This is a genomic window from Acidobacteriota bacterium (genome assembly GCA_016703965.1).
GTDB lineage: Bacteria > Acidobacteriota > Blastocatellia > Pyrinomonadales > Pyrinomonadaceae > OLB17.
The window spans coordinates 407,880-421,965 of the sequence record JADJBB010000021.1; the positions used below are offsets into that span (position 1 = coordinate 407,880).

The window sequence follows — 14,086 nt, forward strand, 5'->3', positions numbered from 1 at the left end:
GACAGTTCGGCTACAATAGTCGAAACTATAAATACTAGTGTTTGCGCTGGTTTGTGTCAAGAAATGCGACTACGAAAGTAGGCGTGATAGCGCCGAAAATACGGCCTTCGGACGAACTGAGAGTATACATTTCGGCTCGCCAAATTCCTTGCATTCATAGCCCGGACAAGGCTGGCAGGCGAACTCTTCGTAGACGATGTCGCTCGGTGCGTCGGTCCACGGACGCCAGTGGTTGCGGTTCGATGATCCGAATACAACTACCGATGGTGTTCCGACAGCGGCGACAATGTGAGCGATGCCGGAGTCGTTGCCGACGAAGATCTTTGCTTGAGAGGCAAGTGCCGTTATTTCCGGGAGCGATAGATCGTTGAATGTTGTGATCGGAACGTTGGAAAGTTTTTTTAATTTGTCGAGAATCGCTGTTTCATTTTTTCCCGCGACGGCAAATACGTTCAGGCTTTTGGCAACAAGGAATTCGGCGGTTTTTGCGAAGCTTTCGGTCGGCCATTGCTTGGTAACGAAGGCACTTGCGGGGTGGATAAGAGCAAAACCCTTGGCTTCGTTCCGCCCGCTTACGCAGGCGGTTCTGACTTGGGCGGCAACTTTTTCGTTCACGACAAGGCGTGTTTTTGGCCGATCTTCGACCGGAACACCGACAAATCCTATCAACGCCAGCTGCTGTTCTGCCGAGTGAGTGAATTCGCTTTTCCAAAAATCGGACGCTGATGAGAGAAGGTGGTTGTAGAGGAATGAGTATTGGTAATCAGCAAAGCCGACTCGATGCTTTGCACGCGAGGCGGCCGTGAAGAATGTTGCCGTCGTGCCGCCATGGAGGTTAAATGCCACGTCGTAATTTTGGCGGCGTAGCTGTTGTGCAACCTTTAGGCGTTCGGGCGAACTTTTACCGACGCTGATGACGTTATCGATCGCATCGTGGCCTTCGATAAGGGGAGCAACCCAGTCTTCGAGCAGGATATCTATTTGAGCGTTAGGTACGAATCGCCGGAGAGCGATCAGCGACGGTGTGGCGAGCACGGTGTCGCCGATAGATCGGAGCTTTACGACGAGAATGCGTTTTACATTGCTCCAGTCGATCTCGCTGTTTCCCATTATTTCTCGACCGTCGCTTCGTCGACGAGCATGACGGGGATCTCGTCGCGGATCGGGTAGACGAGGCTGCATTCCGGGTTTACGCACTTCAGACGCGTTTGGGCGTCGTCGATCTTAACCTCTGATTTACATTTGGGGCAGCGAAGGATCTCGAGAAGTTCGGGGCTGATAGCCATAATTTTTAATAGTAGAGGAAAAAGGCAAAAGTAAAAAGGCAAAATCGAGGCATTCGCATGACTGCTCTCTATTTTGCCTTTTGCCTTTTAGCTTTTGATTAGCTTGCTTCGGTCTTTGTTCCGCATTCAGGGCAGAATTTGGCTCCGGCTGCGAGTTCGAACTGGCAGCTGCCGCATCTTGCTTTTTCCTGCGACGAGCCGCATTCTGAGCAGAATTTCGCGCCTTCGCGAAGATTTGCTCCGCATTTGACGCATGGTACCTGGGCGATCTCCATCTTGCCGCCGCATTCTGAGCAGAATTTCACGCCGGCAGCGTTTGCCTTGCTACAGGTTGGGCATGCAACTGTGGCAGCGACCGGAGCAGAGGTCTGTTGCCCGCCAGCACCGCCGCCCTGCGGGGCGAAGGCATTGACCATCTGATTTCCGACAGCAAATCCCGCACCCAATCCCGCACCTAGGCCGGCACCGCCGCCCTCGTTCTGTGCCGCATCGCGAAGTGCGTCAGCAGCCTGGAACTTCATATATTGATCGACGTTGCCGATCGCGCCCATTGCGGCCCGCTTGTTGATCGCGTCCTGAACCTCTTGCGGTACGCTGACATTCTCGACATAAAACTTCGTAACCTCAAGGCCATATGACCCAAAGTCAACATTGATCATTCCCCGGATCTTGTCGCCGATCTCTTTGTATTGAGACGCAAGATCAAGTGCCGGGATCTTTAGTTCGCCGATCGCGTCTGAGAATTCAGTGACGATCGCACGTTTGAGCTGGCCCTCGATATCGTCAGTGCTGAAATGGGCATTTGTTCCGGCGATCTCTTTAATAAAATCGCCCGGGCTTGCTACTCGCATGCTGTAGGCACCAAAAGCACGCAGCTGCACGATGCCAAAATCCGCGTCGCGGAGCATGATCGGGTTCGACGTGCCCCATTTCATATCAGTGAACTGCTTAGTATTAACGAAATAAACTTCCGATTTGAAAGGAGAATTGAAGCCGAATTTCCAAGCCCCGAGCTTCGACAGGATCGGCGTGTTGCCGCCATCGATCTCGTATTTGCCGGGCGTGAAAACGTCAGCAACTTGGCCCTCAAAAACGAAGACCGCAGCCTGCGATTCGCGGACGATCAGCTGTGCGCCGTTCTTGATCTCCTGGCCCGCGACCGGAAAGCGATAGACCATCGTATCGCCCGTATTATCAAGCCACTCGATGACCTCGATGAACTGATTTAATGCCGCCTCTTTAACCTTGTCGAAAATACTCATTTATCAAATCTCCTTGCAAAGTTCTTAACGATAGAATATGCCACAAAGTTCGGAATTTTGGAAGAATCACTGATTGGCTCGAGGGGCATGTTACCAGCAGATCGGTTCGCGGGTGAGCAGGAAACGAGCTAATTTGTCGGCCGCTTTCTCTTGCGAATCATCCAGATCAGCGTAAGTGCCAACAAGCCGCCCGAAATATCCAGCAGTGTATCCATCGGAGATCCCGTGCGTTGGACATTAAAGCTCTGATTGAATTCGTCGATCGAGGCAGCGACAGCAACCAGCAGAATTGCCCACAATGCCCAGTATTTGCTGAGCCACACGATCGATGAAGTTAGGAATGCCCGTGCCGCAAGCGAGGCGAGGATCGCGTATTCCGTTACGTGCGCGGTCTTTCGTACCGCCGCGTGGACGATCTGAATAAAAGCTTCGTCCGCAGAAGGAAAAAAGAACGCGATCAATGGTCCGATGATCCGGGATGTCTCCGTCGATGAGCCGCTGCCGGTCGACAGGAAAAAAATCACGCCGAGCCATAATAAGAGAGGCGCGTAAGCAGAAAGCAGTACGCGCCCATAAATATCCTGAATTTTAGTCACAATTAATTAGGCAAATTGCCCATCGAGAAGTTGGCACCCCCACCAACAACGATCAGGATCCATCCCCCGATTACCATCAGAAGTGGTATCAAGCCCTGCTTTTTGACGATGTAAAAGACAATTCCGCCGAGCGGCTGGCAAAAGAAATTGACAAGTCCCCACAGCACTTTGTCACCTGTGGTCTGCCCTGTCTGGACCGCGGTCACGATCAGCCAAATAGCACCGATGAACGCGATCAAAGAACCAACAACTGCTAACATAATGATCCCTCCAATCTAGCTAAAGTTTTTGTTGCGAAAAGCAAGCAAAGGATAAACCAAAGCGTGTCCAAAGTCCAAACCGGCTGGAGCGTAGGTATTCTTCTCGGCGCGTACCTCCGATATTTTCAGTTGAAGAGGAGCGAATATAACTTTCAGGGCCGACGGTGGGCGAGCCGGATGCTAACCCTCCAATCAAAAGGCCCAAAGTCGATTCCGACTGTGGGCCTAAGGGTTTTAGATACTTTGTTTAAGAGCTAAGCTGCGGCTGCTCCGGAGACGACTTCAATAATTTCTTTGGTGATCGCCGCTTGACGGATGCGGTTCATGTTTAGGGTCAAAGTATCAATTAACTCTCCGGCATTCTTTGATGCCGAATCCATAGCGGTCATCTGCGAGCCAAAGAACGATGCGATCGTCTCGATCATTCCGCGGTAGATCTGCGTTTCAACCTGTTTTGGCAGCAATTTACCGAATATTTCGGCAGGCGGCTGCTCGTAGATATATTCAGCCTCAGCCGCGGTTTCGCCTTCGGAATTCTCAGCCGTTCTGGTCAGAGGCAAAAGCTGCTGAACAAGAGGTTTCTGCGTCAGGACGGTTTTGAATTCTGTGAAGACAACAAAAACCTTGTCGATCGATGTGTCCTCGGTAAACGTCTTGATCACCTTGGCAGCGATATCGGCAGCATCCGAGTATTTGACCTGACCGCCCATCACACCGACGTATTCGTCGAGGATCACGGCCTGGCGGCGTTTGAAGAAATCACGTCCTTTGCGGCCCACGGTGACCATCGATGTTTCCTTGCCCGCGTTCGATTTTAGGAAAGCCTGCGTCTCCTTGATAACGTTGGCATTGATGGCACCGGCGAGGCCTTTGTCGGCACTTACGAGGACGATGAGGTATTTTTCATCACCGCGTTCGTCAAGCAGCGGATGCGAAAATTCACCCGCGACCTTTGAACTCAACGCACCCAGCACGTCCGACATCTTGGTCGCAAACGGACGAGAAGCGGTCACGCGATCCTGCGCACGCTTCAGTTTCGCCGCCGCGACCATCTTCATCGCTTTGGTGATCTGTTGTGTATTCTTGACCGACTTGATACGTCGGCGCATGTCCAGAAGACTTGCCATTTTCTTTATCTAAGATAGGACGTATAGGTCCTATACGTCCTATTTGTCTTTACTAAGCCGCAGCACTTGCTGCCGTTGCCCAACGGGTCGCTTTGAAATCTTCAACCGCTTCCTTCATCGCCGCTTTCAGATCGTCGTCGATCGATTTTTTCTCGCGGAGCGTGTTCAAAACGCCCGGATGCGATTCCTCGGCAAACTTCGTCAATTCCTCTTCGAAACGCTTGAGGTCAGAGACTTCGATATCGTCTGCCAGGCCATTGGACACTGTCCAGATGATGAGAACCTGTTCAACGACGTCCATCGGCTTATACTGAGGCTGCTTGAGGATCTCGGTAAGACGACGGCCTCGCTCGAGCTGAGCCTGAGTTGATTTGTCGAGATCCGAGCCAAACTGGGCGAAAGCCGCGAGCTCGCGAAACTGTGCGAGATCGATACGCAGCGTACCGGCGACCTGCTTCATGGCCTTGATCTGTGCTGAACCGCCCACACGGGAAACTGAGTTTCCTACGTTGATAGCCGGACGGACGCCCGAGTTGAACAGATCGCTCTCGAGGAAGATCTGGCCGTCGGTGATCGAGATCACGTTGGTCGGAATGTACGCCGAGATATCGCCTGCCTGCGTTTCGATGATCGGAAGCGAGGTCAGTGAACCGCCGCCGCGTTTGTCCGACATCTTGGCGGCGCGCTCGAGCAGGCGTGAGTGTAAGTAGAAAACGTCGCCAGGATAAGCTTCGCGGCCCGGAGGACGACGAAGCAGAAGCGAAATTTCGCGGTACGCAGCAGCCTGTTTCGAAAGATCGTCGTAGATCGTCAGAGCGTGGCGGCCGTTGTCGCGGAAATATTCGCCCATCGCACAGCCCGAATACGGAGCCAGGAACTGCATAGCCGCCGGATCGGACGCCGAAGCGTTGACGATGATGGTGTAATCCATCGCACCAAACTCTTCGAGCTTCTGACGAACCTGAGCAACGGTGGACGCTTTCTGTCCGATCGCTACGTAAACGCAGATCACGTCTTTGCCCTTCTGGTTGATGATCGTGTCGATGGCAACGGCGGTTTTACCCGTCTGGCGGTCCCCGATGATCAACTCACGCTGGCCGCGGCCAACGGGAACCATCGAATCGATAGCTTTCAGACCGGTCTGAAGCGGTTCTTTAACCGGCTGACGGTCGATAATTCCGGGAGCGATCTGCTCGACCGGAAAGTACGTGTCCGTGATGATCTCGCCTTTACCGTCGATCGGGTTACCGAGAGCATCGACCACACGGCCGATCATCGCGTCGCCGACCGGAACGCTCATGATGCGCTTGGTACGCTTGGCTTCGTCGCCCTCTTTGATCTTCTGAAAATCTCCGAAAAGCACACAGCCGACCTTGTCTTCCTCAAGATTAAGGGCGAGGCCGCGAACTCCGTACGGGAATTCCAGCAGCTCGCCGGCCATGACCTTTTCCAGGCCATAGATCTCGGCAAGACCGTCGCCGACCTTGATGACGGTCCCGACTTCGTTGACCGTCATCGATGCATCAAAATTCTCGATCTGTGCACGAATGATCTCGTTGATCTCGCTAGCTTTAATTGATTCCATATTCTTTTCAGCTGTCGGTTCGGACTGATGACAACTATCCATTTACCAATTGCTCTTTCAAATTCTCCAATTTTGTTTTGACCGATCCATCATAAACGGTGGATCCGATGCGGGTGACGACACCGCCGATCAGGTCCTGATCGATCGAATAATTGACACTCACTTTCTTGCCGGTAAGCTTTTCAAGATTTTTTTCAAATTCACCGCGTTCGCTGCCCGGCAACTCGCGGGCCGAGATGATCTCGGCTGACACGATCCCGCTGCGTTCATCAAGAACCGAATCGAAGCGGTCGTTGATCTCGCAGATCTCAGCCAGGCGTCCGTTCTGAAGCAGGACCTTTAGAAAATTCGCGGTTGTCTTGGAAGGCTTTACTTTTGCTATGAGGCCGTCCAGGACCCTGACCTTGCTTTCGTGAGCGATCGAGGGATTACCGAAAACAGTCTGCAGTTCTGTACTCTCTCCGAAAAGTTTTGCCCAATCGGCAAGCTCCGACTTAACGGTGGCAGTATCTCCGGCGGCGAGAACGGCATCTGCGAGTGCGGTCGAGTAGCGGCGGGCGATCGTTTCGGTATTCATATTAGTTCAGCCCTCCGATCTCTTGGATGCTTGCCCGGACGAGTCTTACATCTTCGTCACTATTGATCTGGGCACGCAGTTTCTGCTCCGCTAACCGAATGCTCTCCTCTGCCGAAAACCGTCGAAGTTCCGCTCGCGACAGCATTTGGAGCCTGTTGAGCTCGGCCTCAGCCTGTTGGCGAATGCGGTCAACCTCAATTTGAGTAGTTTCTGCGAGACGTTTCGCCTCGAAAGCTGCTTCGTCCTTTGCTTTTTTGAGAACGCTCTCTTTCTCAGCTTCGAGCTGAGCGAGCTTTGCCTCGGCAGTTGTTAGTTTTGCGAGCGCCGCTTGTTTCTCTGCTTCCGCCTTGATCAATTCCGCACGGATCTGTTCGCGCTTAGCCTTAAAAGCTTCGCTCAGCGGCTTTTTCGCGACGTAGATCATTAGTGCGATAAAAATCGCCAGATTGAGAAATTTCCACGCCTCAAAGCCGGGGATATTAAAGTAGCGGTCGTAAAAACCGCCGCCACCGGCGAGAAGCAGTAAGGATGTAGTGAAGAACGCTAACATAATCAAAACTAGCCTTTCAAAATACTTGCCGCGATGCTGTCTGCTATCTTTTCGGCGTCAGTACGCATTGCCGCCTGGGCATCTGCTGCCTGTTTTGCGAGTTCTGCTTTGCCGGATTCCAGAGAGGACGCAACCTCAGCTTTTATGTTGCTAAGCTGCTTGTCGCGGGCTTCCGTCGCAGCTTTCTGCTCTTTTTCAATCAGCTCATAACCTTTCGAACGCGTTTCCAGCAATTCGCGGCTATAGTGTGTTTCTTTTTCCTCGACATCCTTGAGCAGTGTCACAGCCTCGCTTGAGTGCCCGCCTTTATTTTTCTCGCGGGCCGCGATGACCCGATTGAGCGGACGGTAAAGCGTGCGGTTTAGCACCCAGATCATCACCAGGATCAAACCGACATGGATAAACAATGTGCCATCAGGAAAAAGCTGAATTGTCTCGGCAAGTGCCAGCAAATGCATAATCTTATTAACCCGCTATCTGGGTCTAAGAGGGCAGAAAGCGCCTCATTTATCAAACTGCTAAGAGTATCACGCGCGCGTTTTTAGGGTCAAGGACGGTGAGGTTAGGGTGACTAATTCGAGAAAGTAGCGGGTTTTAGTTATCGCTGGTATAGATCCAGGTGTCCGCCAATTTTCCATTTGGATCAAGGTACGCGGTTATATAGTGGCTTTTCGCGGCATTGAAGGCCTTGTAAGTGCATATAGTCTCAATCGCCGACCGGATCCGTTCAACGCCTAGACCCGCAACATTCTTACAAGCGATGAACGAGAGCATCTTTGCGCCCGTCATCGCCTCTTTGATATCGGACTTCGGCCCGTTCTCGGAGGACAACCACGATCGAAACCCGGTTGTTATCCAGGGTCCAACATCCGAGCCATCGGCCACTTTGAGCAAAAGATCGCGAAGTCCCTCGGTACGTTGTGTATCGCAATCTCGTTTTGCATCCATCAGATGCGGAGGGCGCAAACTTGCGTCGTAGAATCCAGCTATCGAATAACCGAGCATCGACGGGTTAGATCTCAAACGATTGGTCAATACGATCACGGTCAAGTCTTTATCGATAAACTTCGAAATATTGCAGTGAAATCCCGTAATCAATGTTCCGCCGTGGTTGATCTCGCGATTACCAAGATAATCGTCGACGAACCATCCTGCTCCAAAATAGCCGTTCCAGTCATTGCGGGCGAGATCACCATTACTTAGCCGTCCGGGGTTAAACATGACGTCCAGACTTTTTCTGTCAAAGAGATTGGTGCCGTTTAGAGCCAGATCCCATTTAGCCATGTCCGACGCGGTTGTCATCATCCCGATATCGGCACTGGAGCGCAGGGTTTGTGCAACGTACCGTCCGTGTCTGAGCTTTCCTTTTTCAAGAATGTAGCCCGTTGCACGGCCGGGAATGATGTCCGCGAGACTGATCACCCTAGTATGTTTCATTCCGAGAGGCTTGAAGATACGCTCGCTTAGGAAATCAGCATATGGTTTGCCGGTAATCTTCTCAATGACGAGTCCAAGCAACAGATATCCAGTTGTGCTGTAACGGGCATTCTCACTGGGTAAAAAATTGAGCTTATTTGCGCCGATATGTTCGACCAATTGCTCATTTGTATAATCGAGTCGCCGTTCGAGTTGGAATTCTTCAATGTAGTCTTTCACGCCTGAAGTATGATCGAGCAACTGGCGGATCGTGACAGGATCATATTCAGGCGGCAGGCCTCGTAGGTATTTAGTGACGCTGTCGTCTAGGCCGAGCTTCTTGTCTTCGCACAAAAGTAAGATCGCTCCTGCCGTGAACTGCTTGCTATTCGACGCGATCTCGAACATAGTTTCTGACGTTACGGGCGTGTTTAACTCGAGGTTTGAAAACCCGTAGCTGCCAATTTTTAGGATCTTGCCGTTTTGGACAACGGCGATCTGGACTCCGGGAATTTGCTCGGTCGCCATTTTCTGGCGGATAAATCGATCGACCTTTTGTCCCGCCCTTGTATTGATCGACACGCGATCTACCTGACTCGATCCCGAAGCAACGAGAATGGCGAGGTACAGTGACACCATAACTACTAACCTCGCGATCCAGCTAAAACGACCTAACGATACTATGAACATTTCGTACAGCATTAACGGAATTTTTAAAGATTCTTAGCTATGCTAAAGTTTTATTGGCTCATTATGCACGGTTCGTCAAAACCAGCAAAACCAAAGGCCCCGAGAAACAGGACGATCGAGCTTGAACCGGGCGAGGCCGAGAGCCTGCGGTCGAGTCTTTTGTTTGACGCTCACGGCACGATAGACGAACTTCGCAATAGGGTTATCTGCGGAGATTCTTTCCCGGTTCTCGGCCAATTGCCGTCGGCAAGCTTCGACCTCTTGTTTGCCGATCCTCCGTACAATCTGACTAAATCTTTCGGCCAGGAAACTTTCCGCGAACTTACCTCGGACGATTACGAGGCGTGGCTCGATTCGTGGCTTTCGTTGTGTATTCCGCTGCTGAAACCGACAGCGAGCATCTATATATGTGGCGATTGGCGTTCGAGCTCGGCGATACAGCGGGTCGGGTCGAAATATTTCAAGCTCCAAAACCGCATCACATGGGAACGCGAAAAAGGCCGTGGAGCAAAAGCGAATTGGAAGAACTCGGCCGAAGATATTTGGTTCTTTACGGTTTCCGACAAATTCACTTTTAATCTGGAAGCTGTGAAGCTTCGCCGCAAAGTCTTGGCACCGTATAAAGAGAACGGCAAACCAAAAGACTGGAAGGCGGACGAAACGGGCAATTTTCGCGACACGCATCCCTCGAATATCTGGACGGACATCACAATTCCATTCTGGTCGATGCCCGAAAACACCGATCATCCAACGCAAAAGCCAGAAAAGCTCCTAGCAAAGGTGATCCTCGCGAGCACTAACCCCAGCGACCTCATACTCGATCCCTTTGCCGGCAGCGGGACGACCTCTGTCGCGGCAAAAAAGCTTGGCCGCGATTTTGTCGCGATCGAAGCGGATGAAGGTTACTGTCTGATCGCTCAGAAGCGGCTGGAGAGGGCCGAAGAGGATATTTCGATACAGGGATTTTCGGAGGGGGTTTTTTGGGAGCGAAACTCCGGCCAGAACAGCCCGCGTTAGCGGACAGAAAGACGATCCAGTATGAATAGTTGAGATTCGTTCCGCCCGCTTACGCAGGCGGTTCTGACATTTCTTTGATAAAATTTGCCAAATGAAGATCGCCACCTGGAATGTAAATTCAATAAACGTCAGATTGCCGCAACTGATCAGTTGGCTTCGCGATGCGGAGCCAGACGTTTTGTGTGTGCAGGAGACGAAAACGGTTGACGAAAATTTCCCCGACGGCATTCTCGCCGAGGCGGGTTACACGTCGGTGTTTACGGGCGAAAAAGCGTATAACGGCGTCGCGATACTTTCGAAAGGCCTGGCGATCGATGACGTGCAGATGGGTTTTCCGGGCGACGCGGACGATGCTCCAAAACGCATGATCGCCGCGACCGTCGGCGGCGTTCGTATTGTGAACACATACATTCCGAATGGCTCTGAGCTTTGGTCAGATAAATTCAAATTCAAGCTGGATTGGCTTATCCGGCTACGGCGATATTTTGACGCGACCTGCGATACCAATGAAAACGTGTTGCTTTGCGGTGATTTCAACGTCGGACATTACCCGGAAGACGTCTGGAACGCCGGTGCGTACGCCGGAAAGCTTCATTTTTCAAAGCCCGAACGGGCGGCGATCGAGTACGTAAGGCAATGGGGTTTCGAAGACGTTTTCCGGCGGCTCAACGGCAAGGTTCAGGAGTTTTCCTGGTGGGATTATCGTGCCGGAGCGTGGCAGAAAAATCACGGTTTGCGCATCGATCACATTTGGACAACGCCAAAACTCGCCTCGACCGCGAAAACTTGTGTGATCGACAAGTCGCCGCGCTACCTCGACTTGCCGAGTGATCATGCACCGGTGATCGCGGATTTTGAAAACTAGATGGACGGTCTACTATTCAACACGCATCTAACGACTGCTGAGATCGAACAGGAGATCAACCATATTCTCGCGTCGCCCAAAGATAACGGACTTATCGAACTGATCGTTCGTCGTCCAAAGGGGAACAAACGCGAGGTTTTGGAGAGTGGGATGCTTAATGTCGAAACTGGCCTCGTCGGCGACAATTGGCTGACTCGCGGCAGTTCGCGGACAGGTAACGGGCTCGGGCATCCTGAGATGCAGCTCAATTTGATGAATTATCGCTTTGCCGAGCTGATCGCTGGTGATCGGCATCGAGTTCCGCTAGCTGGGGATCAGTTCTTTGTCGATCTGGATCTGAGCGGTGAGAATTTGCCGGTCGGCACGCGACTTTTGATCGGCGAAGCTCTGATCGAGGTGACGTCGGTGCCGCATCTCGGCTGTAAAAAATTTGTTGAGCGTTTTGGCATGGACGCTATGAAATATGCGAATTCCGAATTCGGCCGGAAACATAACCTCCGCGGAATCAATGCAAAGGTGGTCAGCGGGGGCCGTGTCGCTGCTGGCGGTACTATTCAGATCGTGAGGTAGGGAATGTTTAGGTCAATAAGTTTTATCTCGTTTCTCGTTTTGGCGGCTTTTCCAGGACTCGTATTTTCACAGGAGGCCGCAGCCACGGCGCCGAAAAGTAACTACGAACGCGTGCTGGAAACACCGGGAAGTGTGGTGCTTGCGAAAAAATACCCGGTCGGTAATCCTAAGTTTGGCCTCTCTGTGACGGTTTCTTATCGGATCGATGCGCAAGCGGATCGCTTCTACACGCTTGACGGCGGAACCACATTTTCGATAGATATGCACAATCTGCCGAAACTGATCAACGATCTTGAGATCTTTAACGTCCAGATGAAAGCCGCCGACGGTAAAGATGGCGAGAATGTCTTCTTCCGCTATTCAGATAAGTTTTGGGTGAGTTTCTATTCGTTCGCCGATGAAAAGGGCAAGCAGCAACCGCAGACGCTGTATTTTAACCCCGGCCGTTTTGAAAGCTCAGGCAAAGGAACCGAAAAAGTCCTTAGCGAATACATCGAAGCTCTGAAAGCAGGACTCGCTAAAATGCAGGATCTGCAAAAAGCTAAAAATTAAGAATTAATAGAAGATGAAACGATGAAATTTGTAGTGAAAATTACGCTTCTCGCGGCATGCCTCGTATTTATCGGAGCGTCGTCGGCCGTTTCGGCTCAGAACATGGCGGGAACGGTGGTGACCAAGGAGATCAAGTTTGCGAAGGGCAAACACGAGGCTATCGTCTCCGGCACCGCCAAATACGGCATGAGCTATGTTTACAAGCTCGGTGCAAATGCGGGCCAGACGATCGAAATCGAACTGGTCGGCAAAAGCTCAGAGCTGATCTTCTCTCTCATGGCCCCGCCGCCGGACGAAGACACGATCGCAACTATGGTTAAAACCTACAACGGCGACCTGCCAATGAACGGCAAATACATGATCGTCGTTGTGATGAACGACGAAAAATCCGTCGGTGTGCCGTTTACGTTGAAGGTGAAGATAAAATAGGATCGGTGATCGTATGAGTAATATAGAAATTCTTGAACAAGCGCTGAAGCTGAGGCCGGATGAAAGATACAAAGTGGTTGAAGGTTTGTTAAACAGCCTAGATGTTCCGGACAGCGATCTCGACGAGATATGGGCTGATGAAGCCGAACATAGACTGAAGGCATATCGAGAAGGCCGGTTAGGGAGCGTATCGATGGAAGAGATCTTCGGTTCTGACGTATGAAGGTTCGGTTTTCAACTTTAGCTCAACAAGAACTGGACGATGCCGTTTTGTATCTTGGACTTGAGTTCGAGGGACTTGGCGAAAGGTTCAAGTCTGAGGTTAAAGCGGCGGTGTTGAGGATCGCTCGATATCCGCAAGCTTGGTCCGTCGAAAGAGGTGAAGTTAGAAAGTGTCTCCTGCACAAGTTTCCTTATAAATTACTCTATTCGATCGAATCCGATCATATTTTTATTTTAGCTATCGCGCACCAGCACCGGCGACCCGATTATTGGATCGACAGGCTTGCTTAGCGGACTGCAATTGAAGATCGCCACCTGGAATATTAACTCGATAGGTTCGCGCATCCAGCATGTAATTGACTGGTGCGAGGCGAATCAGCCTGATGTTCTTTGTTTGCAGGAGACGAAATGTGTTGACGAGAAGTTCCCACTTCAGCGGTTTAAGCAGATCGGGTTTGAGCATATTGCGGTTCATGGCGAGAAGGCTTATAACGGTGTTGCGATCGTGTCGAAGCTGCCGCTCGATGATGTGCAGAAAAACTTTGTGGACAACGACGCGAGTGAGTCAAAACGTCTCATCGCAGCAACGATCGATGGCATTCGGGTTGTGAATGCTTATGTTCCGCATGGAACTAAGTTCGGGAGCGATAAATTTGTTTACAAACTCGATTGGATAGCCAAGTTGCGAAAGCTGTTTGACGATAATTTTGAGACCGACGACGAAGTCCTATTATGCGGCGATATCAACGTCGCTCCGCATGAGATGGACGTTTGGAACCCGCAGCTTTGGCGTAACAAAATGCATTTTTCGAAGCCGGAACGGGACGCGATCCTGGATCTGAAAAAATGGGGTTTCGTCGACCTTTTTCGACAATTGAACGGCAGCGAACGTGAGTTTTCGTGGTGGAGCAATTTTCATCATGATTTTGAAAAGGATCGCGGACTTCGCATTGACCACATCTGGGCCTCGCCCCCGTTGGCTGAGGTCTGTACTGATTGCTGGATAGATAAAGGGCCTCGCGGATTGGAAAAGCCAAGCGACCACGCTCCGGTTGTGGCGGAATTCAATATTTAAAGAATCT

The 14,086-nt window shown here is 51.4% G+C and carries 19 protein-coding genes; 8 read left to right on the forward strand and 11 right to left on the reverse strand.

The window, feature by feature from the left end; genetic code table 11:
- Nucleotides 1-69: 69 nt before the first annotated feature.
- The 11 genes from IPG22_09280 to IPG22_09330 form a co-directional block, all read right to left on the reverse strand.
- On the reverse strand, nt 70-1,110 hold the full coding sequence (locus IPG22_09280) for a glycosyltransferase family 9 protein (protein MBK6588474.1): 1,041 nt from the start codon (nt 1,108-1,110) through the stop codon (nt 70-72).
- Nucleotides 1,110-1,286 (reverse strand): Trm112 family protein, encoded by a 177-nt coding sequence (locus IPG22_09285; GenBank protein ID MBK6588475.1) that lies wholly within the window; start codon nt 1,284-1,286, stop codon nt 1,110-1,112. The genes IPG22_09280 and IPG22_09285 overlap by 1 nt, the downstream gene beginning before the upstream one ends.
- A 98-nt stretch (nt 1,287-1,384) precedes the next feature.
- A complete protein-coding gene (locus IPG22_09290) occupies nt 1,385-2,548 on the reverse strand; it encodes an SPFH domain-containing protein (GenBank protein MBK6588476.1) in 1,164 nt (387 codons plus the stop codon).
- Between the two features lie 128 nt (nt 2,549-2,676).
- Nucleotides 2,677-3,144 (reverse strand): VanZ family protein, encoded by a 468-nt coding sequence (locus IPG22_09295; protein MBK6588477.1) that lies wholly within the window; start codon nt 3,142-3,144, stop codon nt 2,677-2,679.
- A gap of 2 nt (nt 3,145-3,146) precedes the next feature.
- Complete coding sequence (locus tag IPG22_09300) at nt 3,147-3,404, reverse strand: hypothetical protein (GenBank protein ID MBK6588478.1); 258 nt, start codon at nt 3,402-3,404, stop codon at nt 3,147-3,149.
- Between the two features lie 254 nt (nt 3,405-3,658).
- Nucleotides 3,659-4,531, reverse strand: coding sequence for an ATP synthase F1 subunit gamma (atpG, locus tag IPG22_09305; GenBank protein ID MBK6588479.1), 873 nt, complete (start codon nt 4,529-4,531; stop codon nt 3,659-3,661).
- A gap of 52 nt (nt 4,532-4,583) precedes the next feature.
- Nucleotides 4,584-6,116 (reverse strand): F0F1 ATP synthase subunit alpha, encoded by a 1,533-nt coding sequence (locus tag IPG22_09310; protein MBK6588480.1) that lies wholly within the window; start codon nt 6,114-6,116, stop codon nt 4,584-4,586.
- 34 nt (nt 6,117-6,150) lie between these two features.
- Nucleotides 6,151-6,693, reverse strand: a complete 543-nt coding sequence (gene atpH, locus IPG22_09315) for an ATP synthase F1 subunit delta (GenBank protein ID MBK6588481.1) — start codon at nt 6,691-6,693, stop codon at nt 6,151-6,153.
- Nucleotide 6,694: 1 nt separating this feature from the next.
- Nucleotides 6,695-7,243: a hypothetical protein gene (locus tag IPG22_09320; GenBank protein MBK6588482.1), complete on the reverse strand. Its 549-nt coding sequence runs from the start codon at nt 7,241-7,243 to the stop codon at nt 6,695-6,697.
- A gap of 8 nt (nt 7,244-7,251) precedes the next feature.
- Nucleotides 7,252-7,701 carry an ATP synthase F0 subunit B gene (locus tag IPG22_09325; protein ID MBK6588483.1) on the reverse strand — a complete coding sequence of 150 codons (450 nt, stop codon included), beginning with the start codon at nt 7,699-7,701 and terminating at the stop codon, nt 7,252-7,254.
- 136 nt (nt 7,702-7,837) lie between these two features.
- Entirely contained in the window at nt 7,838-9,298 is a 1,461-nt protein-coding gene (locus tag IPG22_09330; protein MBK6588484.1) for a beta-lactamase family protein, read from the reverse strand.
- 114 nt (nt 9,299-9,412) lie between these two features.
- On the opposite strand from IPG22_09330, the gene IPG22_09335 reads away from it, so the two are divergent.
- The 8 genes from IPG22_09335 to xth (IPG22_09370) all read left to right on the forward strand — a co-directional run bounded on the left by IPG22_09335 (nt 9,413) and on the right by xth (IPG22_09370) (nt 14,079).
- A complete protein-coding gene (locus IPG22_09335; protein MBK6588485.1) occupies nt 9,413-10,366 on the forward strand; it encodes a site-specific DNA-methyltransferase in 954 nt (317 codons plus the stop codon).
- A gap of 91 nt (nt 10,367-10,457) precedes the next feature.
- On the forward strand, nt 10,458-11,231 hold the full coding sequence (gene xth / locus IPG22_09340) for an exodeoxyribonuclease III (GenBank protein ID MBK6588486.1): 774 nt from the start codon (nt 10,458-10,460) through the stop codon (nt 11,229-11,231).
- Complete coding sequence (locus tag IPG22_09345; protein ID MBK6588487.1) at nt 11,232-11,801, forward strand: MOSC domain-containing protein; 570 nt, start codon at nt 11,232-11,234, stop codon at nt 11,799-11,801. It abuts the gene before it with no gap.
- Nucleotides 11,802-11,804: 3 nt separating this feature from the next.
- The gene (locus tag IPG22_09350) at nt 11,805-12,353 is read left to right on the forward strand and encodes a hypothetical protein (protein ID MBK6588488.1); all 549 of its coding nucleotides are present in this window, start codon (nt 11,805-11,807) and stop codon (nt 12,351-12,353) included.
- Between the two features lie 21 nt (nt 12,354-12,374).
- Nucleotides 12,375-12,782 (forward strand): hypothetical protein, encoded by a 408-nt coding sequence (locus IPG22_09355; protein ID MBK6588489.1) that lies wholly within the window; start codon nt 12,375-12,377, stop codon nt 12,780-12,782.
- 13 nt (nt 12,783-12,795) lie between these two features.
- Nucleotides 12,796-13,005: an addiction module protein gene (locus IPG22_09360; protein ID MBK6588490.1), complete on the forward strand. Its 210-nt coding sequence runs from the start codon at nt 12,796-12,798 to the stop codon at nt 13,003-13,005.
- Nucleotides 13,002-13,295, forward strand: a complete 294-nt coding sequence (locus tag IPG22_09365) for a type II toxin-antitoxin system RelE/ParE family toxin (protein ID MBK6588491.1) — start codon at nt 13,002-13,004, stop codon at nt 13,293-13,295. Before IPG22_09360 ends, IPG22_09365 begins: the two co-directional genes overlap by 4 nt.
- 10 nt (nt 13,296-13,305) lie before the next feature.
- Nucleotides 13,306-14,079: an exodeoxyribonuclease III gene (gene xth, locus IPG22_09370; GenBank protein MBK6588492.1), complete on the forward strand. Its 774-nt coding sequence runs from the start codon at nt 13,306-13,308 to the stop codon at nt 14,077-14,079.
- Nucleotides 14,080-14,086: the final 7 nt, after the last annotated feature.